This window comes from Anaerolentibacter hominis (assembly GCF_032380675.1).
Taxonomy (GTDB): domain Bacteria; phylum Bacillota; class Clostridia; order Lachnospirales; family Lachnospiraceae; genus Anaerolentibacter; species Anaerolentibacter hominis.
Genome location: NZ_JAWDIX010000001.1, coordinates 1,809,659 through 1,836,636 on the forward strand (window position 1 = coordinate 1,809,659; position 26,978 = coordinate 1,836,636).

At 48.0% G+C, this 26,978-nt stretch carries 26 protein-coding genes; 6 read left to right on the forward strand and 20 right to left on the reverse strand.

The annotated features are described in order from the left end of the window. Window positions 1-96 precede the first annotated feature (96 nt). The 6 genes from ABCW47_RS08385 to ABCW47_RS08410 all read right to left on the reverse strand — a co-directional run bounded on the left by ABCW47_RS08385 (window position 97) and on the right by ABCW47_RS08410 (window position 6,041). A complete protein-coding gene (locus ABCW47_RS08385; RefSeq protein ID WP_343209402.1) occupies window positions 97-756 on the reverse strand; it encodes a hypothetical protein in 660 nt (219 codons plus the stop codon). 95 nt (window positions 757-851) lie between these two features. Then, on the reverse strand, window positions 852-2,345 hold the full coding sequence (locus ABCW47_RS08390; RefSeq protein WP_343209403.1) for a hypothetical protein: 1,494 nt from the start codon (window positions 2,343-2,345) through the stop codon (window positions 852-854). Next, window positions 2,332-3,507, reverse strand: coding sequence for a hypothetical protein (locus tag ABCW47_RS08395; protein WP_343209404.1), 1,176 nt, complete (start codon window positions 3,505-3,507; stop codon window positions 2,332-2,334). Before ABCW47_RS08395 ends, ABCW47_RS08390 begins: the two co-directional genes overlap by 14 nt. Window position 3,508: 1 nt before the next feature. Beyond that, window positions 3,509-4,753, reverse strand: a complete 1,245-nt coding sequence (locus ABCW47_RS08400) for a hypothetical protein (RefSeq protein ID WP_343209405.1) — start codon at window positions 4,751-4,753, stop codon at window positions 3,509-3,511. Window positions 4,754-4,755: 2 nt separating this feature from the next. Further along, window positions 4,756-5,628, reverse strand: a complete 873-nt coding sequence (locus ABCW47_RS08405) for an ABC transporter ATP-binding protein (protein WP_343209406.1) — start codon at window positions 5,626-5,628, stop codon at window positions 4,756-4,758. A 38-nt stretch (window positions 5,629-5,666) separates the two neighbouring features. Further along, complete coding sequence (locus tag ABCW47_RS08410; protein WP_343209407.1) at window positions 5,667-6,041, reverse strand: GntR family transcriptional regulator; 375 nt, start codon at window positions 6,039-6,041, stop codon at window positions 5,667-5,669. Window positions 6,042-6,314: 273 nt separating this feature from the next. Here ABCW47_RS08410 and ABCW47_RS08415 point away from each other — a divergent pair, with 273 nt between their 5' ends. The 3 genes from ABCW47_RS08415 to ABCW47_RS08425 are packed head-to-tail and all read left to right on the forward strand — an operon-like array spanning window position 6,315 to window position 8,208. Continuing rightward, window positions 6,315-7,157, forward strand: a complete 843-nt coding sequence (locus ABCW47_RS08415) for an AraC family transcriptional regulator (protein WP_343209408.1) — start codon at window positions 6,315-6,317, stop codon at window positions 7,155-7,157. 37 nt (window positions 7,158-7,194) lie between these two features. Further along, entirely contained in the window at window positions 7,195-7,596 is a 402-nt protein-coding gene (locus ABCW47_RS08420; protein ID WP_343209409.1) for an SRPBCC family protein, read from the forward strand. 24 nt (window positions 7,597-7,620) lie between these two features. Continuing rightward, complete coding sequence (locus ABCW47_RS08425; protein ID WP_343209619.1) at window positions 7,621-8,208, forward strand: nitroreductase family protein; 588 nt, start codon at window positions 7,621-7,623, stop codon at window positions 8,206-8,208. A 91-nt stretch (window positions 8,209-8,299) separates the two neighbouring features. Here the strand turns inward: ABCW47_RS08425 and ABCW47_RS08430 are convergent, their stop codons facing one another. After that, window positions 8,300-9,469: a class I SAM-dependent methyltransferase gene (locus ABCW47_RS08430; RefSeq protein ID WP_343209410.1), complete on the reverse strand. Its 1,170-nt coding sequence runs from the start codon at window positions 9,467-9,469 to the stop codon at window positions 8,300-8,302. A gap of 109 nt (window positions 9,470-9,578) precedes the next feature. Continuing rightward, on the reverse strand, window positions 9,579-9,980 hold the full coding sequence (locus tag ABCW47_RS08435; protein ID WP_343209411.1) for a TNF domain-containing protein: 402 nt from the start codon (window positions 9,978-9,980) through the stop codon (window positions 9,579-9,581). Window positions 9,981-10,212: 232 nt separating this feature from the next. Between ABCW47_RS08435 and ABCW47_RS08440 the strand changes: the two genes are divergently transcribed. Continuing rightward, window positions 10,213-11,136, forward strand: coding sequence for a collagen-like domain-containing protein (locus tag ABCW47_RS08440; protein ID WP_343209412.1), 924 nt, complete (start codon window positions 10,213-10,215; stop codon window positions 11,134-11,136). 76 nt (window positions 11,137-11,212) lie between these two features. Here ABCW47_RS08440 and ABCW47_RS08445 read toward each other — a convergent pair whose 3' ends face one another. From ABCW47_RS08445 to ABCW47_RS08480, 8 genes are all read right to left on the reverse strand, one after another. Further along, complete coding sequence (locus ABCW47_RS08445; protein ID WP_343209413.1) at window positions 11,213-12,202, reverse strand: aldo/keto reductase; 990 nt, start codon at window positions 12,200-12,202, stop codon at window positions 11,213-11,215. Between the two features lie 125 nt (window positions 12,203-12,327). Continuing rightward, window positions 12,328-13,566: an MFS transporter gene (locus ABCW47_RS08450; protein WP_343209414.1), complete on the reverse strand. Its 1,239-nt coding sequence runs from the start codon at window positions 13,564-13,566 to the stop codon at window positions 12,328-12,330. Window positions 13,567-13,839: 273 nt separating this feature from the next. Then, window positions 13,840-15,075, reverse strand: a complete 1,236-nt coding sequence (locus tag ABCW47_RS08455) for a [Fe-Fe] hydrogenase large subunit C-terminal domain-containing protein (protein ID WP_343209415.1) — start codon at window positions 15,073-15,075, stop codon at window positions 13,840-13,842. A gap of 233 nt (window positions 15,076-15,308) precedes the next feature. After that, window positions 15,309-16,259 (reverse strand): aldo/keto reductase, encoded by a 951-nt coding sequence (locus tag ABCW47_RS08460; RefSeq protein WP_343209416.1) that lies wholly within the window; start codon window positions 16,257-16,259, stop codon window positions 15,309-15,311. Between the two features lie 116 nt (window positions 16,260-16,375). Continuing rightward, the gene (locus ABCW47_RS08465) at window positions 16,376-16,513 is read right to left on the reverse strand and encodes a hypothetical protein (protein WP_343209417.1); all 138 of its coding nucleotides are present in this window, start codon (window positions 16,511-16,513) and stop codon (window positions 16,376-16,378) included. Beyond that, window positions 16,503-17,852, reverse strand: coding sequence for a Na+/H+ antiporter NhaC family protein (locus ABCW47_RS08470; protein ID WP_343209418.1), 1,350 nt, complete (start codon window positions 17,850-17,852; stop codon window positions 16,503-16,505). The genes ABCW47_RS08465 and ABCW47_RS08470 overlap by 11 nt, the downstream gene beginning before the upstream one ends. Window positions 17,853-18,134: 282 nt before the next feature. Continuing rightward, window positions 18,135-19,721 carry an amidohydrolase gene (locus tag ABCW47_RS08475; protein WP_343209419.1) on the reverse strand — a complete coding sequence of 529 codons (1,587 nt, stop codon included), beginning with the start codon at window positions 19,719-19,721 and terminating at the stop codon, window positions 18,135-18,137. 36 nt (window positions 19,722-19,757) lie between these two features. Next, window positions 19,758-21,236: a phospholipase D family protein gene (locus ABCW47_RS08480; protein ID WP_343209420.1), complete on the reverse strand. Its 1,479-nt coding sequence runs from the start codon at window positions 21,234-21,236 to the stop codon at window positions 19,758-19,760. Window positions 21,237-21,444: 208 nt separating this feature from the next. Here ABCW47_RS08480 and ABCW47_RS08485 point away from each other — a divergent pair, with 208 nt between their 5' ends. Next, window positions 21,445-22,332, forward strand: a complete 888-nt coding sequence (locus tag ABCW47_RS08485) for a DMT family transporter (protein ID WP_343209421.1) — start codon at window positions 21,445-21,447, stop codon at window positions 22,330-22,332. Window positions 22,333-22,487: 155 nt separating this feature from the next. After that, window positions 22,488-23,300: a Cof-type HAD-IIB family hydrolase gene (locus tag ABCW47_RS08490; RefSeq protein WP_343209422.1), complete on the forward strand. Its 813-nt coding sequence runs from the start codon at window positions 22,488-22,490 to the stop codon at window positions 23,298-23,300. 141 nt (window positions 23,301-23,441) lie between these two features. Here ABCW47_RS08490 and ABCW47_RS08495 read toward each other — a convergent pair whose 3' ends face one another. The 4 genes from ABCW47_RS08495 to ABCW47_RS08510 form a co-directional block, all read right to left on the reverse strand. After that, the gene (locus ABCW47_RS08495; protein WP_343209423.1) at window positions 23,442-24,635 is read right to left on the reverse strand and encodes a winged helix DNA-binding domain-containing protein; all 1,194 of its coding nucleotides are present in this window, start codon (window positions 24,633-24,635) and stop codon (window positions 23,442-23,444) included. A 449-nt stretch (window positions 24,636-25,084) separates the two neighbouring features. After that, window positions 25,085-26,026 carry an ABC transporter substrate-binding protein gene (locus ABCW47_RS08500; protein ID WP_343209620.1) on the reverse strand — a complete coding sequence of 314 codons (942 nt, stop codon included), beginning with the start codon at window positions 26,024-26,026 and terminating at the stop codon, window positions 25,085-25,087. A 177-nt stretch (window positions 26,027-26,203) separates the two neighbouring features. After that, window positions 26,204-26,557: a VapD family protein gene (gene vapD, locus ABCW47_RS08505; protein ID WP_343209424.1), complete on the reverse strand. Its 354-nt coding sequence runs from the start codon at window positions 26,555-26,557 to the stop codon at window positions 26,204-26,206. 3 nt (window positions 26,558-26,560) lie between these two features. Next, window positions 26,561-26,899 (reverse strand): hypothetical protein, encoded by a 339-nt coding sequence (locus tag ABCW47_RS08510; protein ID WP_343209425.1) that lies wholly within the window; start codon window positions 26,897-26,899, stop codon window positions 26,561-26,563. Between the last annotated feature and the right edge of the window lie 79 nt (window positions 26,900-26,978).

Consider the following 26,978-nt stretch of genomic DNA (forward strand, 5'->3'; position numbering starts at 1 on the left):
ATCCGCTGCACCAGCCACATTTCATTCCAACAGTTAAGCTGCCTTTATTCTAAAATATAGTTAAGGAGAATGTCAAACCAGAAAAGGGAGGACTGATTACAGTCCTCCGATCAGATAGGAAAGCACTCTTGTATTCTGAAGAAGAAAAGCCGCTGCAGCCGCTGCGCCGGCCGTAATCCCCAGCCGCTTCCACCCTCTGCAGGTGACAGCAAGAACAGCAACGGCACAAATCAATTCCGTAGGATAGCTGGGATACAAATACCAGAAGCCAAAGGACAGCCCCTGCTGCAAAAGCAAACCGGCGGGAAGGGCCGCCGCCAAAACAGAAAACCACCCTTCTCCCCTTCCAAACCACGCAAACCAGGCAAGTGCCGGAGATGCAAGCGCAATCATTCCCCAGTGCAGGAAATAATATCTTGGGAAAAATCCGAATAACTTCGTAGTATAAAAATAGTAGGCAAGGAGCATCCCTGCAAAAAACAGAAACACATAGAGTGCCGCTCTCCCCGGCGATTTCGAATAAAGAGCAATCAGTTCTGCCAGCAATACCCAGACCCCAATCCGGGAAAACACATTGCCAAGCCAGGCCAGAGCATAATTCAAAATAGAACCATCATAAGAAACTGTGTCCAGGAACTTGGCGGCAAGGCCCAGCAGAACACCAATGACAAAAAACAAAACGCTCATCCCGATCAGCCCCGGGAAACCACCCCGGGCCGGCTCCCTCCGCCGGAACCCAGAAAGCCACTCAGCCATCCAAAACACCCCTTCATTTCTATTTTTCACCTGCGGCTTCACTGCAATTATCACTACCCATCCATTCTTCCTTTTCGTTCTTCATTATTCCCTCTTCACTTTTCATTGCCTCTCACAAACTCCATCGTCCCCATCCGTCCATAGTTCCCCTGGGACGTGCGGAATGTCCATTTCACGCCTCCAAGCGTTCCGCTCTTTTTTGTCATGGAGGTGTCAAGGTCCAATAGGAATTTCCCGGCATCTGCCTCATCCACGCCCCAGTCTTTCAGGAAATTAGCTATAGTGGGGATTTCTCTCTCCCGGAACAGCTTTCTGGGTTCAGTGTCGGCATAAGAATTCATGCTGAAGAAATTCAGGTTGATCTGTCTCATTTCCCCGTTCTGATAATATATTTTAGCCTGCTTCGCTATTTCATTGCTTAAATATCCGTTTGTCGGGCCCTGCAGTTCCAGGCAGTCATAGATTCCGCCCGCCTGACTGGTGTATACAAGCCAGCCATCCTCTATCTTTTCCGGAATGATGTGCGCGTATTCCGCTCTCATCCAGCAGTCCGGATTGTAAAATCGGATCGAAAATTCCTGTTCATTGTAGATAAACAACACCTCGTTGATCACAATGGCATCCGATAACCGGTAATAGTAGTTTTTATTTTCAGATGGATAGTCCCTGTATTCATCTGATTTTTCCACCTTCTGCATCCACTCTTTCAGTCCCTGAAAACCAGCCTTATCCAGGCGGTCAACCAGATCAGAATCCGCTATGGTCAGCTTCCGGTCATAATTTATGAACTGTCCGTGGATATCGCACGCAGCTACCTCCGCATATTCATTATACGGTTCAAAGGAAACATGCTCATAATCTCCCCAGTTGTAATGCTCACATAGTTCTTTGTTCTCAAAGGTACTCTCTTCTTCTCCATTGATAGCGCCTATAAAATTATCCACATAGCAGCTGAAATCAAGACCCGATACATAGTTTCCGACCATAGTCTCCGCCGTTGTGAGCCCGCCTTCCACTACAGTTGTCTCTGCTTCACTTTCCTCTGGTTCTCTTGGAAGTTCCTGAGCTTCCCCCTCCGGTACCGTGATTGCCGCGGCATCCCAGGTTGTGCCGGTTACATCTGTGGGCTCACCCGTCTGGATCGGATCATAATTAAAATTGGGTCTTGGCATAATCATTTCCAGTATAGTGCTGCCCTTACCGTTCTGGATTAACTGCTGTATTTCTTTTAAGATCTCATCCCTTTCGCCGGTGGACAGATCAATATATCCGGCCGGGTAATTCATATAGGGTGCTTCCTTAGAACCCAGCACGGCCTCATAGACCGCCGCCAGCTGTTCTGCCATCTTGTCGTTGAGCACCATGTTATCATAGATATCCTGGACTGGATTGCTGTACTCTTTCTCCCGTATCGAATCTATCTGGCTTTCATCGGCCAGAAATCCGCTGCCCTTTTTTTCATCGGAGGCAGAGGCAGAGAATACTTTGCTTCCATTGACCACGGAGCCGGAAAAATACCGTGCAAAGAAGATCAGTAAAATCACACCGGCGCCCAGCAGCCCAATCAGAAATTTCCTATATTTTTCCATTCTCTTTTCTCCTCCTTCCCATTCCGATAAAACGGTTCAAACAGGCGTATATACACAGAGAAACCAACACCACACCGCACATAAGCGGCCAAAATCCATATCTTCCGCTGTTATAAACCCGGGTTACAAACAGTCCGCAGGAGACGCTGAATATAAGCTGAAATGCCCGGTTCAGCCACTTCTTCCGGAAAATACCTTCGGAGGAAGCGTAGGTTTTTTCATAGAAGAGACGGCTCAGTGCCCAGCATACCACAATTAAAATAATCAGCATTAAAAATTTCGGGACCATATCCGTCAGGCTCCAGAATGCGATATACTTCTGGGAGGCAGAATCTGTTATATGGGTGCAGTCCCAGGCAAAGAATTTGGTGGGATTCATAAGCTTATTAATCACCTTTTCATACAAAGGGAAGACAAAACCGCCAAATCGTATACAGAGATTATTTATCGTATTGCCCAGAAACAGCGGGAACCAAAATACCAGAAAACTGACCGCTGCCGCCACAGGCATACTGTTGCTCATTGTCTGAAACAGCAGACAGATAAAATATACTGTTACGATAACCAGAAAGCACAGAAGCAGGGCGGCCGCCGTTGTCCGCATATTCTCATTTGCCGAGAATTCTTTAAAATACCCGGTCGTCAGGTTCAGCTTATTGATCCAGTTTGCATTCCGGTGCTGAACGAGCAGGACTCCCAGGGAATACAGGCCAAAGGCCGCTCCCAGCGTCAGAAGGCTGAACCGGATGCGGTTTTTAATCAGCATTTTCCTGGTCACTGGCAGTGAATATAGAAAGTCCTCCCCGCTGGGCAGTTTTTCCTCTGCGAATTCCACCGCCGCCAGCAGGAACGCCCCCAGCACAAAAAACATAGTGGTCATATAGAGGCTGCTGTAGAAGGCAATTCCGAAGATAGATCCACGTTCGCTGGTATTATAACTGTTGCTTAATAATCCATTAAAAGATATGAAATGATCGTTATACGGCCCGTAAGCATCCACCGGATTGAAGATTTCCTGAAAGTCGGACTCATAGTTGTTTCTCATCTGTTCCATTTTTACATCCAGTGCAAGCCAGGCAATCAGCCCGCAGCAGAGCAGCGCGAATGCCAGAATCTTCACTTTTTTCCACTCGTAGCGGACCAGACCTTTATTTTTTATCATCCTATTCCCCTCCTTCCATCTCCGCCATCTTTTTCCACAGGAGTAAACTTCCGGTACCCAGCGCGCCGGAAATAAGCAGTATCACGCAGGCCCTGACCGGGTGGCTTTTAACCGGCCCCAAGTCAGTTGTGGTATAGTACAGAGAAATCTCCTCCCGGTACATTCCGGTGCAGATCGTCCCCCGGTTTACAAAACGGCGGCTCGTGGATTTATCGCTGGAATAATTCATAGCATCTTTGTTATTTATTACAAAATCCAGGTATTCCTGGGATGTGACGTCCGCTTCCTTTCCGAAGCTTTCCCGGTACTCGGTGAGATAATCGTATTCATGGATCGAATAATACTCTTCAAACCGGTTTGAGATATAAGTGCTCTCATCGCTAATGAATATAACCAGGGCAAATAAAATACTAAGAACCGTGATGATAAACGGAACCGGCAGCCTGTGCTGCAAAATGCGTTTTTTTCCCGCTAGTTCATTCTTCCCGATGCTGCCTGCCCCGACCCTTTGGAAGAACCAAATCAGGAAAATACAGCAAACCGCTGTGACGAGATAGAACAGCCAGTAATGGCTGCTTAATATTCCCAGATCCGCATACCCAAAGGAGGCCGCATTGCCTCTGATGACAGAAGGAAAATTCCGAAGCAGGGCAATCATGTTGGATAACCCCGAATAAAATCCCTGATACCCGCGATAGCCAAAATAAGCATAGAGGACCCGGTCCGCCTCTTTTAGCAGCGGGTTTGCCACGAAAAGCAGAACAGCAAAAGCACCTGCTGCCGCAACAAAATGATTGATCAGCGCAAAGAGCATAAACATGAAGGAAAAGAGCACCATCTGCCAGAGCATTCTGCCAGCCATCGCAGCCAGGATTTCCGGAAATCCCACGGTTCCCCCAAGCAGCTGCAGGGATGCCAGCCCCGTATAGATGGCGTATACAGCCCCGAGCATTGTCAGTCCCGCTGTAAAGTAAGACCGGTATATCTCCTTCTTTGTTACAGGAAGGGAACACATAAATTCCCCCTCCGCTTTTCTACGGAACATCTGGAAAAAGAAAATTGTATAAAGCAGCATGGCAACTGTAACAATCCGGTCTGTCCGGTTTAAATTCGCTATAATCACATAACTTGATCCCTGCGCCAGATATTCTGGTTCCAGATGCATCCAAAATACTGCCACTGCCGCAACAAGGAGAATAAAATAGGAATACTGATGCAGCGCGGACCGTATCAACCCCTTTTTCATAGCTATTCCTCCTTATTGGTGTAGATAAACATTTCTTCCAGCGTGATCGGTATTTCTTCCACCAGCACAGCCCCGTCTTCCTTCATCCGCGCCACCGCCGCATCATTCACCGATGGCAGCACCACCTGATAGATGCTTCCGCTGTTGCTGCAGTCGATCACATTATAATTTTTCATAAAGCCCGCGGGCATCCCCTCCGGAAATACAACCTGCAGCTTTCGGATTTTCGTCTTTATTTCATCAATATCATCCTGATATTTTATTTTCCCGTTGTGTATAATCGAAACTGTGTCACAGATCTTTTCCAGCTCTGCCAGATGATGGGAGGAAATAAATACCGTCAGATTCCGCTCCTCTACTTCTGATACAATCAGATCCAGCACTTCCTTCTTGGCAATAGCGTCCAGGCCGGAGGTCGGTTCATCCAGGATCAGTATCTCCGGCCGCATGGCCAGATTCAGCATGATCGCCAGCCTCATCTTCTGTCCCTTGGACAGCTGGGCAATCCTCTTATCCACATCCAGATGGAATACCTTGTTGTAGTCATAAAACGCGTCTTCCTCAAATTTTGGATACATATCCTGATAAAAGCGGATCATCTGGTCTACCCGGTATGTGGGAAAATACTGATTGTAATCCGCCACATATCCGATCTTTTGCTTTACCTCCGGATTTTCAAAAACAGGCTCCCCTGCCATCCTTATTTCACCCTTATCCGCCTTATATATCCCTGTCATACACTTGATCAGTGTCGTTTTCCCTGAGCCATTCTCCCCGATTAATCCGTGCACAGTGCCTTTTTCCACTGTAATGCTCACATCATCCACCGCCAGAAAATCATCATAGCTTTTTGAAACATTTTCAATCTGTATCATAGATAAACCCCATCCTTTCTATTTCCCATACTTCGGTTTTATTCCAGGCTGTCGTACAGCTCCCTCACAATTTCCATCACATCTTCTCTGGATAAATCCATAAATTTCATAGCGATGACCTGTGCTTTCAGGATCTCCCTGACCGTATTCATCTTATCTTCATCTACCTTGCCCTGGGGCTTGCTGCTGATAAAGGTTCCCTTGCCCCGAATGGTCACAATGATCTTCTGACGTTCCAGTTCCTGATAGGCCTTTGCCACCGTTCCCGGCGTGATCGACAGTGACAGGGCCAGTTTGCGTACTGAGGGTATCGCATCACCCTCTTTCAAGTATCCTTTCAGCACATCTTCCTTGATATTGTCGATAATCTGTTCATAGATCGGCTTCCCTCCGGAAGCGTCAATGCGAATCACGGTCCTCACCATCCTTTCAGCTGGATTTTTGCAGCGATCATATTTTTTATAAGTGTACTATCTGTATCAACTGTATCACTCTATATAATACACTTTGACTATAACATTTGTGCGGGATTATGTCAACAGCATTGAGACTCAAATAAAAAAACGTTATACTGGAACTGATTCTTTTTCACAGTTTGAAAATAATGATGGGCAAGCTCTCATTTTATATAAAACTACGGCGAGGAAATTCTATTCGCTGCAACCTATAATCAAAGGAGACGAATGATGGAAGGGATAGAACGTATGAACCGGGCGGTCGCTTTTATTGAAGAACATTTGACAGAAAAAATAGACTATGAGCAGCTGTCGGAAATTGCCGGCTGTCCGGTCTATTATTTTCAAAAGATTTTCTATTATCTGGCAGGGCTCCCTCTCACGGAGTATATTCGCCGCAGGCGGATGTCCATGGCTGCGGTGGATTTAAAGAATCCGGATTCGAAGGTTCTGGATATCGCTCTGAAATATGGATACGAATCACCCACCGCATTTAACCGGGCCTTTCAGGGAATCCACGGGATTGCGCCCTCAGAGGTAAAAAAACCGGACGCAAGACTGACTGCTTACCCGGCCGTTTCCTTTGCCTCCTGTGCCCGCGGCACAAGAGAACTGAAGTTTACGATTGAAACGAAGGAACCCTTCCGCCTGCTGGGAGTATCCTGCCCTCTGCACAGGGATCTGGAAGTAAATTTCAGCAGGATACCTGGCGAATGGGATCAGGCTGCTGCCGACGGTACCCTGTCCAGGCTTCGGATGCTGAACGATCAGCATCCGAACGGACTCTTAGGGGTATGTATCCATCACGCGGACGACTGGCGCTATATGATTGCCGTCAGTTCCGGACAGGCTGGAAACAACTGGGAGGAATGTCGGATTCCCTCTGCTGTCTGGGCCGTTTTTTCCGGTACCGGCACCAACCGTACTCTCCAGGAGCTGGAACAGCGTGTGATTACGGAATGGCTCCCCTCATCCGGTTATCAGTATGCAGATATACCGGATATCGAGGTCTATCTCCAGGCCGACCCGTCCGAAACCGTCTATGAATACTGGCTTCCGGTTCAAAAAAAGTGATCCGGATTGGCACGGATGAAAGGATGTTAGAAGAAAAATGACAAAATCAACTGTTCACGCAGAATTTAAGAGTGACATCAGACAGGTATGGGATATTGTTACCTCTCTGGAACAATATGGCTGGCGCAGTGACTTGAGTAAAATCGAGGTTCTGGAGCCGGGGAAGACATTCGTGGAATATACGAAAGACCACTTTCCTACCAGATTTACCATAACGGCATTTGAACCCTGCAGCCGCTATGAATTTGACATGGAAAATGAAAACATGTCCGGCCATTGGTCCGGATTGTTTTCCCAGTCAAACGGCAGGACCTGTATCGAATTTACCGAAAATGTCACGGCGAAAAAAATGCTCATGAAACCGTTTGTAAAAGGGTTTCTGCAAAAACAGCAGGCCTGTTATATCGAGGATCTGAAACGGGTTTTAAAAGAATTATAATCCGGAAGGGAGAGAGTTTCATTGATCACTGCAATTGAAACCAGAAGAAGCATACGAAAGTATAGCAACAGACCTGTGGAAAAAGAAAAAATAGAAGAAATTCTGAGGGCCGGTACGCTTGCCCCTTCCTCCAAGAACCGCCAGCCATGGAAATTCATCGTGGTGACCGGGGACTCCAAGGAGGAACTGACAGGTGCGATGGAGCAGGGGCTTGAACGGGAACGCAGCGCGCCTCTCCTTCCGGAAAATGAGCCCTATCTGAGCGCCGCAAGACACACGGCGAATATTATGAAGCAGGCGCCGGTTATCATTCTCATCGTCAATTCCCTGGGGATTGATCTGCACGCGGATTTGATGCCGGAGGACCGTATCTACGAAATCTGCAATGTCCAGTCCATCGGGGCCGCCATTGAGAATATGACTCTTACCGCCGCTGATCTGGGTCTTGGCAGCCTGTGGATCTGTGACACCTATTTTGCCTATCAGGAATTAACAGACTGGCTGCATACGGACGGAGAACTGATGGCTGCTCTTGCTATAGGCTGGCCGGAGGAAACACCTTCAGCCAGGCCAAGGCATACGATAGAACAGGTTGCGGAATGGCGCGGTTAGCCCGCAACAAACGCCGGCACGTTTCGCGTACCGGCTTATCATAAAATAATGTAGGTCCTTTCCGCTTATTCCCGGAGAGGACCTGACTTTATTACAATGCTTTTTCATTTCCGATGATCTCATCGTACAAGGTATTTTTCCCGTTCAAAAATTCCATGACACGTTCCAGTTCTTTTTTGTTTCCGGCGCCGGTTCCCTGTTTGACCGCCCGAATCAGGATGTTTTTCGGCGTATGCTCCATGTCAATAAATTCCAGAATCTGGGTCCTGTACCCGGCATATTCCAGAACCTGCGCCCGAATGGCGTCCGTAAAGAGGGCCGCCGTCCGTTCCTGAATGAGACCATATTGAAACAGAGGCTCTAAAACTTCATTTTTCATCACCTGGTGAAGCTCATGCTGACAGCAGGGGACGGATAAGATCACCTCTGCCTGCCAGCGGATTGCTTTGATCAGAGCATAATCGGTGGCCGTATCACAGGCATGCAGGTTCACCACCATATCCGCTTTCGTTACTCCTTCATACTCCGCAATATCACCGTGAATAAACCGAAGCTTCTCAAATCCGTACCGCCTGGCCAAGCTGCCGCAGTTCTCTATCACTTCCTCTTTTAAATCCAGCCCTATAATCCGCAGATCGTACTTCCTCAACTCGTGCAGATAGTAATAAAGGGCAAAGGTCAGGTATGATTTTCCACAGCCAAAGTCGATGATCGTTATCTCCCGGTTTCTGGGAAGCTGGGGCAGGATATCTTCCACAAATTCCAGAAACCGGTTGATCTGACGGAATTTATCGTATCGTGAGGCCACTACCTTCCCCTCTGCCGTCATCACACCCAGATCCACTAAAAACGGCACCGCTCTGCCCTCTTCCAGAAGATAGCTTTTCTTTCTGTCATGCTGAATCATGACGGGCTTGCCGCTGTTATCCGCGGCCCTCCGTTTTATTGTTGCTTTTCCCTTTTTGCTGACCAGTATGGTCCCATTCCAGTTTCTGGACTGAAGCTCTCCCTGGCGAAAGGTATCTTCCAGCAAAGCCAGGATTCTGCTCTTTGCTTCCTCCGGAGTAAGATTGCTGTGAAAGATCTGCTTCCCCCGGTAGGCAGACTCCTGGATATAAAATATTCCCTTTAACCGCACGGGCCGGTATTTACATTTACTGAACACCCCTTTGTCCCTGGAATTACTTAAGATCCCCTCAATCAGCGAATCATTCATAAAATCTTCCAGAAATGCTGCCGCTGCCTCTCTATTTTCCAACATGCCCGCTCCTTATATCTGATTTCAAGTCTGTACAGGCCGCCTAAGGACAGCCTGGTTCCAGCTTTTTCTATCTTACTACAGCAGGCCCTAAGAATCAATCTGCTCTGTCCTATTCCCTACGGATTGTTCCGGTTAAGCTGCGCACAGTGATGCCTTCGCTCTGATTGCCCAGATAGATATAATAAACTCCGTCCTGCTTAATTAACAGTTCTTCATTCAAAAAGGTATCCGCTGTGCCCGAATGAATCAGGCTCTGATGGGTTTCCTGCTCCGAGGCCACACTCAGATATACATTGCCGCCCGTATTTTCCCAGGTGAAATCTCCTTTTATCCGTGTCCCCTGTTTTAAAGAGTACGGCCCGTAGCTCACATAATCTCCCGCCTCAAGTTCATCGAGTTCAATTGAAATTATCTTATCCATCGTATTCGTTTTATCAGCATCTCTATTCTTACAGGAAACCAGAATCAGACAGAACAAAAGAAATATGCAGATTATCTCCGTTCGTTTCATATTTCACCGTCCTTTCTAATAACGTGACTGAACAATTGGTATCCGCTACTACATTTATCACGGTATCTCCGGTCTTTTTTACATCATAGCCCTAATTTCTAAAGAAAGGCTTTAGATGGAACGAAATATTTACTAAATAAACGATGAAAGTTTTATGACTGCATTATGGGAACCATGACCTTCTGCAGCACATATAATAACGAGACAAGTTATATTTGAAGGAGGTATTAGAATGGAATTTTATGATTATGAGTCCGTTTATTCTGACAGCTGTCCATGCCCATCACCCTGCCAGCCGTCCTGTGCATGTCCGTGCCCGGGTCCCGCGGGACCAACTGGGCCGACCGGGCCGATGGGGCCTGCCGGACCGATGGGACCTGCCGGCGTTGCTGGTCCTACTGGAGCTGCCGGCGCTACAGGACCCACCGGGCCGGTTGGCATTCCTGGTGTTACCGGACCTGCCGGTCCTGCTGGCGTAACCGGGCCAACTGGGGCTGCCGGCGCTACCGGACCTGCTGGCGCCACTGGGGTTACCGGGCCTGCTGGCGCTACTGGCGCTACCGGACCTGCTGGCGCCACTGGTGCTTCCGGACCTGCTGGCGCTACCGGAGCTACTGGCGCTACCGGACCCACTGGCGCTACCGGACCTGCCACGAACAGCACAGAGTGTGCCTGCGTAGCACAAATGAGGAACATTCTCCAACAGATTATTCAGCTCTATCCAACCAGTAATGTAGTAGTAGCGATGGAGAGTGGGAATAATGCAAGCGGACGGCCTGGAAGTCTGCTTCCTGCTCCTAATACCAATCCCGATGCTGGGCTTTTCCAACTTGTCAATGCCCAGGGTGTGCCACAGGAAGCAGTCTCTGTCTGCAGAATCGCATCGGTCAGAATTACAAGTGCTACCTACAATAATGCAATCACCTATCTTCCGGCGCCATCACCGGCCCCCACTGGCTGCGGTGCAAATTGCGAGGCGGCTGTTCGTTCCTATCTTCCCGTTGGTACGACTGGCGTAGACATTAATGCAGGAGGGCAGACGGTTGGTCAGGGTACTGTATTAAGAAACGAATTCGGAATGTTGGTTTTGGTGGGCGCTAACAATAGTGACCCTACCTTTATTTCCTCTTGTGAGGCTGAGGTTCTTACAAAATAGCCTTCGGTATAGTTTAAGAACAAAAAGCCGGAATTGCCATCAGGCAATCCCGGCTTTCTTCATTCATAATGATCTCTTATTTCTGATTTTTGTGCAGCGCAATCTCTCCGGTAGGCATAGAGTTGATTCCCAGTCTGTCCATCTCGGAATCCAGCAGCGCCATCTCCTCTGCTGTCAGTTCCCAGTTAAATGCAGAGCAGTTCTCTTCCGCTTCTTGCGCATTGCGGACACCGCACAGAGCGGTTCCCACGAATTCCTTCTGGGTGCTCCAATTAATTGCCACCTGTGCAACCGGAACCTTGTGTGCTTCCGCAATTTTATCCATTACCTGCAATAATTCCATGATTTTGGAAAATTTCGGTTCTTTGTAGAAATCATAGAAAGTATATCTTAAATCATTCTCATCAAAATGAGGCAGCTCACGCACCGCACCGGTGAGGATTCCGGCGCCCAGAGAGCCATAGGTAAAGGAATCAATGCCCTTCTCATGTCCCCATTTCATCAGCTCCACAAACTCCTGGTTAACCATGGAGAACGGAGGCTGCTGAACATCAATCTGTCCGTACTGCTGTGCTTCCTCGATCTGCTCCTTCGAGAAATTGGAAACACCAATATAACGGATGTAACCTTCTTTTTTCAGCCAGTTTAACGCAGACATTGTCTCAGCGATAGGTGTCTTTATATCCGGCCAGTGGATAAAGTAGAAATCAATGTAATCGGTCCTCAGATTCATCAGAGAACTCTGGATTTCTCTCATCACATTTTTGTAGCTGGTATCCCTGCCGTATCTGCCGCAGTAGATATCCGTAACAAGGCCGAATTTTGTAGAAAGAATCACTTTATCCCGAATTCCTTCAATCGCCTCTCCTACTACCTTCTCTGACATGCCGTTGCCATAGCAGGGCGCGGTATCAATTAAGTTCACTCCGCAATCCACCATTTTGCGGATTGCCGCAACACTGTCGTCATGATTGACAGCACCGTAGCTATCCCCTCCGATCGCCCATGTACCCACAGCAAGTGCGGATACATCCACGTTTGCGTTTGTCAAATGTTTATATCTCATTCTTCTTCCCATGCATTTTGCAGGATATTTCCTGCAAACTACTGCCCTGCTTATTTTTTTGAAGATTGAAACGGGCAGTCTGCACCTATCTCCTTTTCCAGTTTTTTCAATCTTCAGCACTTTTATTACTGTTGTATCACTCTATTTCTTTTCCTGGAAAAGAAATAGTAAGCAACCGCTAATAGCAGAGTCAGAGTCAGCACACAACCGGAAATGGTTAAATATGCTGTTTTCAGACCCAGGTTGTCCACCACAAATCCACCCAGGATACTGCCCAGGATCGCGCCGGCTCCCATCTGGAGCATCGCCAGCATACTCTGGCCCTGGGATACTCTGCCCTCCAGCACATTGTCGTAAATCCATGCCACACAGCAGAAATGGACGGTCATATAAGTCAGTCCCTGCATCGCCTGAGCCAGCATAAAAGCCGGCAGCACGCCCAGCGTCACCAGAAAGATCCGCAGGGAAAGCATGATACAGGCAAAGATCAGAATCCGGATCGCCCCGAATTTCTTTGACATTTTATTGATACAGATTAAGATCGGAATTTCACTTAATGCGGATATACTGTTCAATATACCGATGGTACTTTGCGGCTGCCCGATGCTGACCACATACATGCCCAGATAGCCGGTATTAAACTGCAGTCCCACCTGATTAATAAAGGCCAGTGCCAGAACAAACATGCACTCCGGTGTCTTAAACACACCCAGGAACCCCTTTTCTTTCGGCTTGTCCGTGGCTCCGCCTGCGTCTTTTACAGCCGGTTCTGATTGGTAAACCGCCGGATGCTTCTGCTCATTTACTGCTGCCGGCAGCCATCTGGCCAGCAGAAACATAGCCAGATAACCCATACTTCCCATAATAAACAAGAAGGATGGCTGTACATTTAGAATCAGGCCGCCCAGATATACGGTAATAGACCAGCCAATCGTCCCTCCCATCCTGAGCTTGGCGTAATCCAGATGGTACTTGTGGGCCTGCTGGACGATAATGGCGTCGCTCAATGGAATAATAGCCATGGTAAAGGACGAAAACAGAAAGGTGGAAATAAAATAGACCCCAAAGGAATGCCCCAGATAAGGGGTAAGTATGGCAATCGCCGCTCCCAGAGCCACCAGGGAGAAGATATCCTTTCGTCTGCCCGTCCTGTCGCTGATCCTGGCCCATATCGGCTGGATCAGGATAGAGACAATCGGCCCGATTGCCAGAATGATGCCGATCTCCGATGCTGTCAGGCCTTCCGACGTGTAATATGCACTCAGATACGGCTGATAAACCGAGAGCGCCACATACACAAAAGCATTGATCATTAACAGGTTAATCCCGACGGATTTTACAGAACGCTGCTTTCCCTTATCCATTTTCCCTTAACTCCCACTCATTTTCTTTCGCAAGAAAAGGGCTCTCCGACATGCAACCAGCCGAAAATGCCGGAATCCGGCCTGCCCCAAGAAACCGGCAGAAGCTGCGTGCCCCTGCCGGAATTATTTTTTCAAGGGAAACGGCCAACCGAAAAACCAGAAGATGTCGTAGGGGATTAGCAGTTGTCTTTCGATTGACTCGTTCCAGGATCTAGCATAATACTTAAAGTAAACTTGAAGTCAATAGTTTTCTACTAAAAAAGTGAAAACTTTTCAGAAATTTCTTGCAAACATATCGCTTTTCTCCAGGAATTCTTCGACTGTATGAAATCCCAGCCTTTTGAGCAGTTCCAGTACATATGGATTGTCCAGCGGCGTGGGATATGCCGCTTCATCTCCATATCGGTCTACGTTTTCTTTTCCTTCTGCTCTGTTTAAAATTGCTTTTGGCCCGCCCACGCAGCCGCCGACACAGCCCATACCCTCAAAGAAATTGGCGTCTATATGCCCCTTGCTGATCCCGTCAATCATCTCTCTGCATGCAGCCACGCCGTCTGCCTTCTGCGTTCTGACCTGTATTTTACGGTCTGGATGCAGGCGCGCCACCGTTGTCTGCACCGCTTCGCTCACGCCGCCGGTGCGGGCATAAATCCTGCCGGCTCTGGAAGAATGATCTTTCTCACTCTCGTCCATCTCTTCCGGCCTGATCCCTGCCGCCTGAAAGATGTCCTGGACCTCCTGAAAGGTCAGTACATAATCAACCGCTCCCGCAATATCTTTCTCCCGGGCCTCCGCCTTCTTGGCTATACAGGGCCCGATAAAGATCGTCAGGGCATCCGGATGGAGATATTTCACGGTCCGGCCCGCCGCAATCATCGGAGACACCGCACCCGGCACGTGAGGCATCAATTCATGGTAGATCTTGCGGATCATGGCGATCCACATAGGACAGCAGCAGCTGGTCAGCTGGAAATCCTGGTCTGTGTTGATATTCTGGTCAAATTCCAGCGCTTCTTTCAATGTGAGGATATCTGCAAAAAGCGCTACTTCAATCATCCCGTCAAAGCCCAGAGCCTTAAAGGCGCTGCGCAGTTTGCCGGGCGTTACATCCACAGAAAACTGTCCGTGAAAAGCCGGCGCCACTAACACATAGGCCGGCCCCTTTGCATGCTTTAACGCATTCAGCGCGGGCAGAATATCCCGGCTGGCGGTCAGGTTTCCCGATTTGCATGCCTCAATGCAGGCTCCGCAGCCCGCACAGGCGTCAGGGTCAATCACCAGCTTCCCCGCCTCGTCCTTCACAATCGCCTGCAGAAGACAGGCGGCGCTGCAGGCCGGGTCATCTTCTTTACAGCTGCACTCCCCCGTCATCCATACCGGCGCGTGGCGATCCGGATGAAGCAGACAGTCCAGGTGATTCGGATCATAGGAAATTCCTCTTAAGTCCGGTGTCTCCCCTCTTGCCGCCTGCTCCGCCACCTTTTTATATAATTCTTCAAATGAAAGCATTGTCATCCTCCTTTACCGGCCGGCTTAATCTTATGCATAACAATATCCGGCCTCATAGTGTCCTATTGACATTTTACCCGATTCTTGATGTTAAAACCAACAAATTCACTTCATTTTACCACTTTTCTCCTGAAAGTAATCTCATAAATAAAACTCATACAAAAAAACAGAGGATACCGCACAGCCAAATATACTGCACAACATCCCCTGTTTTATAATGTATACTGAATTATTTATTTGTCCAGGCCAAGTCTTGCCATCTCGGAATCCAGAAGGGCCATTTCCTCAGCGGTCAGCTCCCAGTCAAAGGCAGCACAGTTTTCCTCTGCCTCTCTGGCATTCCGGACACCGCACAGAGCAGTACCCACGAAGTCTTTCTGGGTGCTCCAGTTAATTGCAACCTGCGGAACAGGCGCGTTATGTGCTTCCGCGATTTTATCCAGTGCGGTTAACAGTTCCATCGCTCTTGAGAACTTCGGCTCTCTGTAGAAATCATAGAACGTCAGACGGTAATCATTCTTCTCAAATTTCGGCATCTCACGCACAGCCCCGGTCAGGATACCTGCCCCCAGAGAACCGTAGGTAAAGGAATCAATTCCTTTAGAATAACCCCAGGTCATCAGATCTCTGTTCTCCTGGCTGATCATGGAAAAGGATGGCTGCTGCACATCAATATCACCATAATTCAAAGCTTCTTCCACTTCTTCTCTGGAGAAATTAGAAAATCCAATATAACTGATATAGCCTTCTTTTTTCAGCCAGTTCAGCGCTGCCATCGTCTCAGAAAGCGGAGTAATACCATCCGGTTTGTGATAATAATAGAAATCAATGTGATCCGTACCCAGATTCATCATAGAACTCTGAACTTCACGCATTACATTCTTGTAGCTTCCGTCTCTTTTATATCCTCTGCCGTAGATATCAGTAATCAAGCCAAATTTCGTAGAAAGCAGGACTTTGTCCCGAATGCCCTGAATAGCCTCTCCAACGATCTTCTCCGACATACCGTTGCCGTAGCAGGGAGCGGTATCAATCAGGTTAACACCACAGTCCACCATCTTACGGATAGCCTCAATACTGTCATTCCGGTTCACAGCGCCGTAACTTTCACCGCCGATCGCCCAAGTTCCTACCGCAAGAGCGGAAACATCAACATTTGCATTTTTGAGATGTTTATACCTCATTCTTTTCCTCCATTCCGAAGCGTCACAAATCCTTGTTTCGACCTCCGATTAATCAATTATTATCCCAACAGGAACTAACCCACATGCGCGGCAAAACAGAAAACGCCACTCATAAATTATAGTTTAATCCTTGAAGTTAACTTTAAGTCAATAGCCATTTCCATACATTTCCCGAAAAGATTTTCAACTGGCACAGGAGCACGTCCATTTTCACTCCATCTTCCGCTCTTCCTTATACCATCTTCACTCTTCATTACTCCTCTCCAGCGTCTTTATCGTCTTCTGGGGCAGCTTCGCAACCCGCTTGATCAGATTGATTAAAATAATCAGGAAAGGAAGAAACTCATATCGTATCGCGCCATAGTCCATGTTAATTGCCGCCAGAGGCGCCGCGCACGCAATACTCCACGGAAGAAGCCCGGCGATCAGAACAACAGAATTTTCCATGCACAGCGCGAAATCATATTTATCCACCTTCTGTGCTTCATTTGCCTTATGGCAGAGCTGATAGGTCATCATCGTGGAGAGCGTCTGATTGCAGGAAAAACAGGCAATAAAGAAACTGGACACCAGAGTCGTCACGTAGGCCCCCAGTTTACGGCTGAACCGGATAATAACATCCTCTATCCCGTGGAGCATACCGGTCGCATCAAAAATTCCCGAGTAGGTAGATGAAAGAAGCACTATTCCCAGCACGGTCACCATGCTGGACAATCCGCCTCCCGACATAATTTTTCCCAGTTCGCTGGCCTGAGCCGGCGTATATCCGCTCCATATGTATTTAAGCACCTGACCAAAAGACTGGTGCTGAACCGTCAGGCTAAGAATAAAACTGGTTAGAACACTGATCAGCAGCGTATATTTCACCTTAATCCTCAGGAAGGAAAGCACTAACACGAGGACGGCAGGCAAAAGTACAATCCAGTGCAGCCGGAACAATTCCGGCATATCGGAGAGCACTCCGGCTTCCTCCACCCGAAGAGGATTCTGCAGAGAAAAAACAATATAGATTCCCAGAGTAATCAGGATCGGCAATAAACCGTCCCTGAACATGTTTTTAATATTCACATATATATTCGTTTTCGTAACATTGGATATCAGATTCGCGGAATTAGAAAATGGAGAGTTCCGGTCTCCGAATACACCGCCGGACAGTACCGCCCCGGCTGTAAGGTACAGATCCACGCCGCCGGTTCTGGCCAGAACCATCATAACCACGCCGATCGTGCCGGCTGTGCCCAGCGTACTTCCTGTCAGATAGGAAAACAGACAGCACAGCAGGAACACACACACAATAAAGATCTGAGGCTGTATAAATCGCACACTGTGATAAACAATATACGGAATCGTGCCCGCGCTTCTCCACAGAGCAGTAATCACACCCAGCAGGAAAAGAATAAACACAACGCCCACCGAACTCTTCAGGCCCTTCCCCATCATACGGATCACCGCACCAACAGAGTTACCCCTCAACACAGCCGCCACGATAAAAGCCGCAAGACCGATCGCAAGCGGAATCAAAATAGAAAACTTCCAGATAATACTGGCAATTAAGGCCGCAAAAAAAATAAGAAATGAGATCACAACATCCATTTCTCAAACCCTCCGTTCACAATTAATATTATTATCATACCTCTTAAACTTCACTCTAAGTCAAGGAAAACTTTCCCCATTCGATCTGCCTCCCTATAAAACGACAAAAAAGAAGGAGGATAAAAGCACCCTCCTTCATACCTATACATTCTTTCACCGTTTTGCAGGAATGCTTCACTTGCAGCATCACCGCAGCTTTCACAATCCCTTCCATTCTTCACTATTCATTCTTGCCTATTCCTTCTTCCTTTTCGTTCTTCATTATTCACTATTCCTTCTTCATTATCCCTTATCCTTTTCCTTCATCACAACCTTCCCCTCTTTTATCGTCTCCAGAACCTTGATGTCCCGCAGATCTTCCGCCTTCATTTTCAGAGGGTTCTTGCTCAGTATAATCAGATCGGCCAGCTTTCCGGGGCGGATACTTCCCTTTCTATCCTCCTCAAAATACTGATACGCCGCGTTTATTGTCACTGCCTTTAACGCCTCGTAGACAGAAATTCTCTCCTGACCGCCCAGCAGATGCCCGCTTTTCGTCCTCCGGTTTACCGCACACCAGATTGTGTCGATCATATCAGGAGGCAGCACCGGAGAATCCTGATGCAGAGTGAAAGGGATGCCAAGCTCCTGGGCTGTTTTGGCCGGACTGATCCGGTCGGCTCTGACTTCTCCCAGATTTTTTCTGTGAACATCACCCCAGTAATAGGTATGTGCCGCAAAGAAAGAAGGAATCATCCCAATCGCTTTCATCCGTTCCAGCTGGTCTTTCCTGACTGTCTGGGCATGAATCATAACAGGACGAAGCCTGGACGGCTTTTCATAGACAGAGATCAGCTGTTCACTGGCGGCATCTCCATTGCAGTGAACCAGAATCTGCCGCTCTTCACGCTCTGCCTGTTTTATATATTCTTTGACCTTTCCGTCCTCGTATACCGGATAGCCGCAGTAATCGTCGTCACCGTTTTCATAAGGCTTTGAAAGCCAGGCTGTCCTGCCCTGAGGAGATCCATCCAGAATCAGTTTATATCCTCCGATCCGGAAACGGTTATGATAACCCTTCGTGTAAGCGGCAGCCTCCTTCATCAGCTCTGCGCCGCCGTTGATATCCACATAGCCTACCACATCCACGGTCAGCTTCTGCTCACCTGCCGCCTCGTTCAGCATCTCATACTCCCTCCGATGCATAAGACCATCCTGAACCGTGGTGATGCCATTCTTTAAATAAACTTCCTGTGCCCGGATCATGGCGTCCATCTGCTGTTCTTTCGTCTGGGGCAGCGCCACACCCGCGGTGGAACGGATAAACGCGGTTTCCTCCAGATAGCCGTTCGGCTCTCTGCTGCCGCTCACTCTGCCGATCTTCCCGCCTTTTGGGTCTTCCGTCTTATCATCAATGTGGAGCATGTCAAGAATCCGGCTGTTTGCCACTCCCATATGTCCCGACGTATGTGTGATCAAAACAGGGTTGGGACCGACCGCGTCCAGAACAGTTTTATCCGGATGGATACCCTCCGACAGATTATTGTGGTCATAGCCGAAGCCGATGACTACCTCATCACTACCCAGCTTATGTTCTGCAATATGTTGCCTTAACGCTTCCTGAATCTCCCTGAAATTACCGGCCGCTCCCAGCTGCACAAAATCCAGTGTGGAGGACAGAGCCGTGATATGGCTGTGGGGATCAATGAACGCCGGCATAAGAGTCCTGCCCTTTAAATCAACCTTAACAGCGTTCTCTGACGCCAGCCGCTCCATTTCCTGCAACGATCCCATCCCGGCAATTTTGTCCTCTTTTACCAGCACAGCCTGAACTGCGTCATTTTCCTCTTCCATCGTTATAATATCGCCGTTAAAATATATCTGTTCCATGAACATTTCCCCTTTCCTGCCGGCCTGGCAGCGCTCCTACATCAGATAGCGGAACAGCTGGGCCGGAAGAGATAATATTGTATATATTATTTTCTTAATCCCGGGTATGGAAAGCTCTTCCACACCGGTTCTTGGTATATAATCACCATCCGCATCAACAGCCAGCGACTCATTCTGCTTCTCTGTGACCGCATCCAGCAAAATCCGGTTAAATTCTTTCGAATCAATCACAAGCATGGATTCTGTATCCAGATAGACACTTCTGATATCCGAATTCAGAGAACCTATCACAGAAATATTATCGTCAACCAGAAGGGACTTGGCATGCATGGAGTGGTCGCCCTGGTACTCATAGAGTGATACTCCTGTTTTTATAATCTTCTTTCTGTTCAGATAATAATCCGAAGAGGCCATGATGTTTTCGCCGCCCGCAATGGAGTTCGTCACCACGGTGGCATTGCCGGTCTGATTCACGATATCCGTCATATCCTGGTACATCTGATCATTGAATACCATGTAGGGCATATGGATCAGGACTCTTAAGCGCGCCTGTTTCATCAGCTCGGTCAGCTCATACCACACCGTCGGCTCTTTCCCCATGATGGTAATCGGATTGGCTATAAATGTCACTTTCCTGGTTGCCACTGTACCGCCTTCGTAGTAAGCGAAACGCTGCGGATCGTACTCCTGCGAATACGTTCCCTCCTCCCGGTACAGTTCTCTCTTTTCCTCCCGCAAAGCCGCGTATACCTGATTCAGATTCTCTCCCGCGGCAGCCATATCCTTTCGTTTGCCCCGTCCGGGGTCTTCAAACACGGTCTCGCTGTCTTTGCAGTTCCAGATTTCATCGAAATAATTCAAAACCTGGGATATGACGCTTTCGTTAACATCCCCGGTATTATAAATCAGCACTTCTCTGTCGTAGCTCAGATGCTCCCTATCATAGTCTGCCAGAAATAAATCAGAAGTATTCCTTCCGCCCACCAGCAGTAATTTATCATCCACTATAATATACTTATCATGCATCCTGCCCTGAAATGTCCAGGGCTTTATCAGCGTCGGTACATTATAATATTTTATTTCCACATTCGGGTACGCAGCCAGCACAAAAAACATCGGATCGGACTTCATCGCCATCCCGCTGATCAGCCCGTCGGCAATAATTTTAATCCGCACTCCTCTGTCCGCCGCTGCCCGCAGAGTAGACATCACCTCCGTCGCACTCCGGTCCGTCTTGATTGAAAACGAAGAAATGATGATCTGCTCCCTGGCGTCCTCAATCATTCTCAGACGGATATGCAGCGCATCCATACTGTCTTCCACCAGAGCCGCCCGGTCAACAGAAGAAGTAGTTTCATCGCCGTAAAACTTCCCCACATCAAATTCGTTCTTGTATTCCTCGCTCACTTCTTTTTGGCTCATAAAAGGAACGGTAGCACCCACGATAATATAAATCAGGGCCAGAACCAGAATAACAAAGACGACTTTCCCTGTTTTTTTTCCTATTTTACCCACTTTAATTTCCTCCCCGGTACATCTAGCTCAAATCATAGGATGTTCCTGCATGGCTGTCAATTATTCCAGGTCCGATTTAAGAAAGATTTTATATCTGCCGTTCAGACATATTTCTTCTTTTTGAGACATTTCTTTTCCTTTTTCAGGGTTGTGAATCGACAGAATATAACATAAAATGAATCTATCAAATAAAGAAAGGCGCACTGGTATGAAAAAAGATTATAAAATACATCTGTTTGCTGTCACTACCGTGGTGCTCTGGGCCTCCACCTTCGCCTTTACTAAAATTGCCCTGGAACACTTCTCCCCCTCATCCCTGGGGCTGCTCCGCTATCTGGTGGCTTCCGTCACCCTTTTAGTGGTTATGCTGATTAAAAAAATACCTTTTCCGGATTTTAGGGATATCCCCCTGTTCTTCCTGACCGGCGCATTCGGTTTCGCCCTGTACACCCAGACATTTAACAGGGGCAACGCATTGTTAACCGGCGCTACAGCCAGCCTCGTTATGGCAAGTGTTCCGATCCTGACGGCTGTATTTGCCTCTGTTTTCTTCCGGGAAAAAATCAGGCCGCTTGGCTTTGCCGCTTTTGTCGTAGAAATTGCAGGTATCGCCGTCCTGACACTCTGGAACGGCGTTTTTGCCGTCAACAGCGGTTTGTTCTGGATCATTCTCGCCTCGGTATCCCTCACCAGCTATAATCTGCTGCAGCGGAAACTGACCAAAAAATATACCGCCCTGCAGTGCACGGCATACAGCATTCTGGCTGGAACGGTTCTGCTGCTTTTTGCTCTGCCGGGAGCCGTTAAGGAGTTAAAGACCGCGCCGGCCAAACCCATTCTCAGCTTTATCTATATGGGCATTTTTTCCAGCGCTCTGGCCTATGTTCTGTGGTCGCTGGCTCTTTCAAGAGCCAGAAAAACAACGGATGTAACAAATTATATGTTTCTGAGCCCGGTTCTGGCACCTGTGATCAGTTTTCTTTTTGCGGGAGAAATACCGGCCCTCTCCGATCTGGCGGGAGGAATCATAGTTCTCTTTGGCCTCTATCTGTTTTTCCGTTCCAATCAGGAGAAGGAAGCGGTCAAGTCCACCTAAGCTCCCTGACTCCTCAATCTTTGAGGGGCTTGCAAGCTTTGCGCGCCGTGAGTGATTAGCTTTGCTTCATTCACGCCAGCCGTTTTTCATTGCCACTCTGTCCTGAATATGGTAGAGTAAATGACAGGAATGATATAACCTGATTAGGAGCGGACATGATTAAATTAGTTGCTTTGGACTTGGACGGAACGCTGCTGAACAGCAGCGGAGAAATCGACACGGATACCTGTGAAACGATCCGCCGGTATGCGAGACAGGGAACCGAATTTGCGTTTTGTACCGGAAGGAGCAGCTGTGAGCTTGTTCCCTTTGCTGCTCTGCTGCCCGAAATACATTATGCGGTCACCTGTAACGGAGCCTACGCCGTAGATCTGACGGACGGCTATAACATCTATGAAAACTTGATCCCCATGGATGAGGTACGGTCGATTTATCAGTCTCTGTGTGATTTTGATATGCTGTTTGAGCTGTTCGCGGACGGCACCGTCTACTCCCCGGAGCCCGCACTGCGTGATCTGTCCCGCTATGAAGTTCCCCATCTGGAAAGCCTGATCCGGGAAACCAGGCAGGGAATTTCTGATTTTCCCGAATTTATTGCCTCCCGCACAGATCCGGTAGGTAAAATTAATATTTTCTTTCCCGGCGCCGCTTACCGGGATCAGGCAAGGATACATGCCTTATCTCTTCCCTATGATATTTCCTATCAGGAAAAGACAAATCTGGAGTTTAACAAGCAGGGCGTCAACAAGGGAGACGGTCTCGCCCAGCTCATCCGATATATCGGCATATCCCCTACTGATGTAATGGCCATCGGGGATAATAACAACGACCTGACCATGGGGCGTGCCGCCGATCTGTTCATAGCCATGGGAAATGCCTGTGAGGAGTTAAAGCATATCGCGGACTATATCACCGCCGATAACAACAGTTCCGGTGTGGCAAAGGCCATCCGGAAGTTTGTGGTGTAGAAGTTTATACTATGTCAATAATGACGGCACGCTTCCTGAATCATCTAAAGTGCAAATACAAAAGGCGCTGCAAATGAATTTTACTTCATTACAGCGCCTTGTTTATTACATAGGAAAGTTCTGTGGGCTTGCCCACTTTGTTCAAAATATCCCGATTTCTAATTTACAGCTCTTAAGTTTCTGGCAGCGAAAAGCGGCATATTCTTCCGCCAGGTTTTGCAGCGTTTTGCGCTCTCCCTCCGCAAGTGTTTCAAATAAAGTAATCCTTATCTCCAAGCTGTTTTTCTGCGCTCTGGATCTCCAAATTCCAGCAATCCGTCCGCCCTTTAAGACAACGCCCGGATTAGCCGTCGTCCTCCACACTATTTTCTGCAGGGACTTATCTTCAAGGATGATTTCCCTGTCCTTTATGTCCAGATAAGGATCATGCGCCCCCAGCAGAACCAGCTTCTCTCCTGCTGCCGGAGCATACACAAGTGCATCCCGGTCTCCGGATAAGATATAGCGCTCTTTCCCTCCGGCTTTCACCGGTTCCATCTCGTCCGACACCGTATTCCAGAGCCGTACCGCCTGCTGCCTGGAGCAGCCAAGCCAGCCCATAAAAGAAGTCTGTGTCGCAGGCCCGTAACAGTGCAGATATTTTCGCACCAGTTCTTTCTCTCTGTCCGGCACCGTCTCCGGCTCATGGCCTGTCCAGTTTCGAAAGGAAGTAAAGGTAGGGCTGGTGCCCTGCCGTTCACTAAATACGACCCGTGAGGAAAAGGAACAGGGTCTCAGCAGAAATGAGACGGCAGCATCCCCCACCGTCTGCCTGTCCGGACAGCCGTACATGGACGGTGCCCGCCAGTATTTCTTCTTCTCCTCCGGCAATTCTCTTTCTATGATATCCGCCAGCGTCCGGTCCAGCGCCTCCTTGCTCTTCACCGTATGGTGATTCAGATAAGCCGCGGCTTTCATCGTCCGGGACAGCAGGTCCTCAAACGACATCCGGACATAGTCCAGGGCGGCTGTGATACCCATAGTATAAATCCAGGGTTCTTCCCCTTTTTCAGCCAAAAGAGGAGTCAGGAAAATGTCACTCTGGCTTGTGGGAAAGACCACGGGGGCTCCCCGGAAACTCCAGGCCTGGAGCAGAATTTTATCCCGGTATATTGCATCTCTTAGCTGCTGCAGCGTGCATCCTTCCACCCGGTGAAACAGGGCGCTCTCCCAGGCTCCGGGAGGGGAATTTTGCAGTCCGCAGGCTCCGGCCGCATCAGTCAGTCCCGAAAACGAAACTTTCTGATCCAGGTGATGGGCCCGAAGGCGGTAGCTTCTTATGTTCTCAGTCTTCATCTATTCTCCTTATGTATAGTACTTTTCGCTTTTTGAGAAGTAGCGAATAGTCTCGCTTCGCTCTTTTTTTTATTTCGTTCGTCCCTCACTCCTTAAAAAGAAGGGGTCCCTTCTCAAACGCTTCGCTTTTTGAGAAGTAGCGAATAGTCTCACTTCGCTCTTTTTTTTATTTCGTTCGTCCCTCACTCTTTAAAAAGAAGGGGTCCCTTCTCAAACGCTTCGCTTTTTGAGAAGTAGCGAATAGTCTCGCTTCGCTCTTTTTTTTATTTCGTTCGTCCCTCACTCCTTAAAAAGAAGGGGTCCCTTCTCAAACGCTTCGCTTTTTGAGAAGTAGCGAATAGTCTCGCTTCGCTCGACTATTCTTCATTATATCCTACTTGCCGGAAAAGACATAGCTCCCCGGCCTGCAAAATTTTGGGCCGGGGAGCTTATCATGTAGTTTTATCTCTTTATTTTGCCGCTTCTTCCGCAAAAGTCGTGGTTACTAATTTATCGTAAGGAACTCTCTCTTCCAGTACGCCTGCCTCCTCCAGAATGTTCTGAAGCAGATCAAAGCTATCCTGGGAGAATACGGTATCTTCCTTCCATGTATCCTGTTCATAGTAGCGGGTTACAATAGCAATCAGATCTTCCTTCTCCGTCTCCGGGAACTGTGGTGCGATTACCTCTGCAATTTCTTCCGGAGTGTGGGAATTTACATAGTCCAGACCCTTCTGAATCGCATTGGTAAATTTCTGAATGATTTCCGGATTCTTGTCGATGAAGCTCTGTTTTGCCGAATAAGACGTATACGGTACTTTGCCGCTCTCTACACCCAGAGAGGCAACAACCGCTCCCGCCCCTTCCTTTTCCAGCGCATTGGCATATGGCTCAAACTCTACGGTATAATCGCCGGTGCCTGTGGAAAATGCCTCCGCTGTCAGGCCGAAATCAATATTCTGAACAATTGTCAGATCGTTTTGAGGATCGATACCATTCTTTTTCAGAATGTATTCAAAGACCATCTGAGGCATTCCGCCGGCTCTTCCGCCGACCACCGTCTTGCCAACCAGGTCCTGAATTTTAAAGTTTGGTTCTGCGCTTCGGGCTACAATAAAATTACCGGCTCTCTGCGTCAGCTGCGCAAAGTTCACAACGTAATCCTCAGCGCCTTCTGCATAGACATAAATGGAGCTCTCTGAACCCATAAAGCCGATATCGGCTTCCCCGGCCAGCACCGCCGTCATCGTTTTGTCGGCGCCCAGTCCATTGATCAGAGTCAGTTCAATTCCTTCTTCGGCGAAGTATCCCAGCTCAATCGCCGCATACTGGGGTGCATAGAAGATGGAATGTGCCACCTCATTCAGAGTGACCTGAGTCAGGTCAGATTTCTTGCTGCATCCGCAGGCCATTGTTGTAACAAGTACAAGGCAAAGAAGTAATGCCACACATTTTTTTGCCAAAATAAAAACCCTCCTTTCGAATACTATACTATATTCGGGAGGGCTTGTATTGTGACCGGCCTGGGGAAAATTCACCTGTCTGCCAAATAACTGAGTCTGGATGGCATTTCCTGCAAAGTTTGCAGATTATTCACTTTCTCCATTCAATAATACATTACAATCTGGAGTAATATCCTCCATTGGTTTCAGCAAATCAGTCAAGTCATGCTGACGCCCAATATTGGTAACGTCAATTTTATTTACACAACTTCCAAGCCATGGGAACTCCAGGCTAAGTTCATCCATTAAATCGTAAATATCCGCTGTTGTCATTCTAACATCTGATATGTAACCGGAGCCCTGCCTGTGGGTGAATCTATTCCGTTTAAAAAAACGACGCAAATCATCGCAGGCATGCCTGTAGTTTGCTCCCGGATAATGTTCTTTTAATTGATGAGTGCTCAAATCAAAATTGAGGGCCTTATAAAATCTTCTTTCCAAACGCTAAGCCCCCATAACCTGTTTTTGTCTGTAATGGTTTAATAAATCTTCTTCGTCATAATCATTCGGATTATCGGAATCATCGCTGTCACACAAAAGCCAGACAGTTACATTATCCATAAACCACTCCTGTTTTTTTAAGGTGTTAACTATTTGTCCAAACCGCCCATAATCTCTGTCATTTCCGCCATCACGGTATACCAGGCAGCCCGAAGTATCCTCCATCCGCGGCAGACCCATTTTGGCAAAGGCACTGTCTACGGTACTGTAAATACGTTCTAAATGATATTTTTTTTCTTTTTTTATCTTCTCATCATCCATCCGGATAATCATTTTTAACATAGACCGGCCTCCTATTTGCTATAGCTGTCAACACTTCTCTTACTTTCTTCAAGTACGCCTCGGCGTACTTGCTGCGAGC

Coding starts and splice junctions, on each gene's coding strand:
- ABCW47_RS08385 (WP_343209402.1), bottom strand. CDS start 756: ATGGCTGAGTGGCTTTCTGGGTTCCGGCGGAGGGAGCCGGCCCGGGGT.
- ABCW47_RS08390 (WP_343209403.1), bottom strand. CDS start 2,345: ATGGAAAAATATAGGAAATTTCTGATTGGGCTGCTGGGCGCCGGTGTG.
- ABCW47_RS08395 (WP_343209404.1), bottom strand. CDS start 3,507: ATGATAAAAAATAAAGGTCTGGTCCGCTACGAGTGGAAAAAAGTGAAG.
- ABCW47_RS08400 (WP_343209405.1), bottom strand. CDS start 4,753: ATGAAAAAGGGGTTGATACGGTCCGCGCTGCATCAGTATTCCTATTTT.
- ABCW47_RS08405 (WP_343209406.1), bottom strand. CDS start 5,628: ATGATACAGATTGAAAATGTTTCAAAAAGCTATGATGATTTTCTGGCG.
- ABCW47_RS08415 (WP_343209408.1), top strand. CDS start 6,315: ATGGAAGGGATAGAACGTATGAACCGGGCGGTCGCTTTTATTGAAGAA.
- ABCW47_RS08420 (WP_343209409.1), top strand. CDS start 7,195: ATGACAAAATCAACTGTTCACGCAGAATTTAAGAGTGACATCAGACAG.
- ABCW47_RS08430 (WP_343209410.1), bottom strand. CDS start 9,469: ATGTTGGAAAATAGAGAGGCAGCGGCAGCATTTCTGGAAGATTTTATG.
- ABCW47_RS08435 (WP_343209411.1), bottom strand. CDS start 9,980: ATGAAACGAACGGAGATAATCTGCATATTTCTTTTGTTCTGTCTGATT.
- ABCW47_RS08440 (WP_343209412.1), top strand. CDS start 10,213: ATGGAATTTTATGATTATGAGTCCGTTTATTCTGACAGCTGTCCATGC.
- ABCW47_RS08445 (WP_343209413.1), bottom strand. CDS start 12,202: ATGAGATATAAACATTTGACAAACGCAAACGTGGATGTATCCGCACTT.
- ABCW47_RS08450 (WP_343209414.1), bottom strand. CDS start 13,566: ATGGATAAGGGAAAGCAGCGTTCTGTAAAATCCGTCGGGATTAACCTG.
- ABCW47_RS08455 (WP_343209415.1), bottom strand. CDS start 15,075: ATGCTTTCATTTGAAGAATTATATAAAAAGGTGGCGGAGCAGGCGGCA.
- ABCW47_RS08460 (WP_343209416.1), bottom strand. CDS start 16,259: ATGAGGTATAAACATCTCAAAAATGCAAATGTTGATGTTTCCGCTCTT.
- ABCW47_RS08465 (WP_343209417.1), bottom strand. CDS start 16,513: ATGAAGAGTGAAGATGGTATAAGGAAGAGCGGAAGATGGAGTGAAAAT.
- ABCW47_RS08470 (WP_343209418.1), bottom strand. CDS start 17,852: ATGGATGTTGTGATCTCATTTCTTATTTTTTTTGCGGCCTTAATTGCC.
- ABCW47_RS08475 (WP_343209419.1), bottom strand. CDS start 19,721: ATGGAACAGATATATTTTAACGGCGATATTATAACGATGGAAGAGGAA.
- ABCW47_RS08485 (WP_343209421.1), top strand. CDS start 21,445: ATGAAAAAAGATTATAAAATACATCTGTTTGCTGTCACTACCGTGGTG.
- ABCW47_RS08490 (WP_343209422.1), top strand. CDS start 22,488: ATGATTAAATTAGTTGCTTTGGACTTGGACGGAACGCTGCTGAACAGC.
- ABCW47_RS08495 (WP_343209423.1), bottom strand. CDS start 24,635: ATGAAGACTGAGAACATAAGAAGCTACCGCCTTCGGGCCCATCACCTG.
- ABCW47_RS08500 (WP_343209620.1), bottom strand. CDS start 26,026: ATGGCCTGCGGATGCAGCAAGAAATCTGACCTGACTCAGGTCACTCTG.
- ABCW47_RS08510 (WP_343209425.1), bottom strand. CDS start 26,899: ATGTTAAAAATGATTATCCGGATGGATGATGAGAAGATAAAAAAAGAA.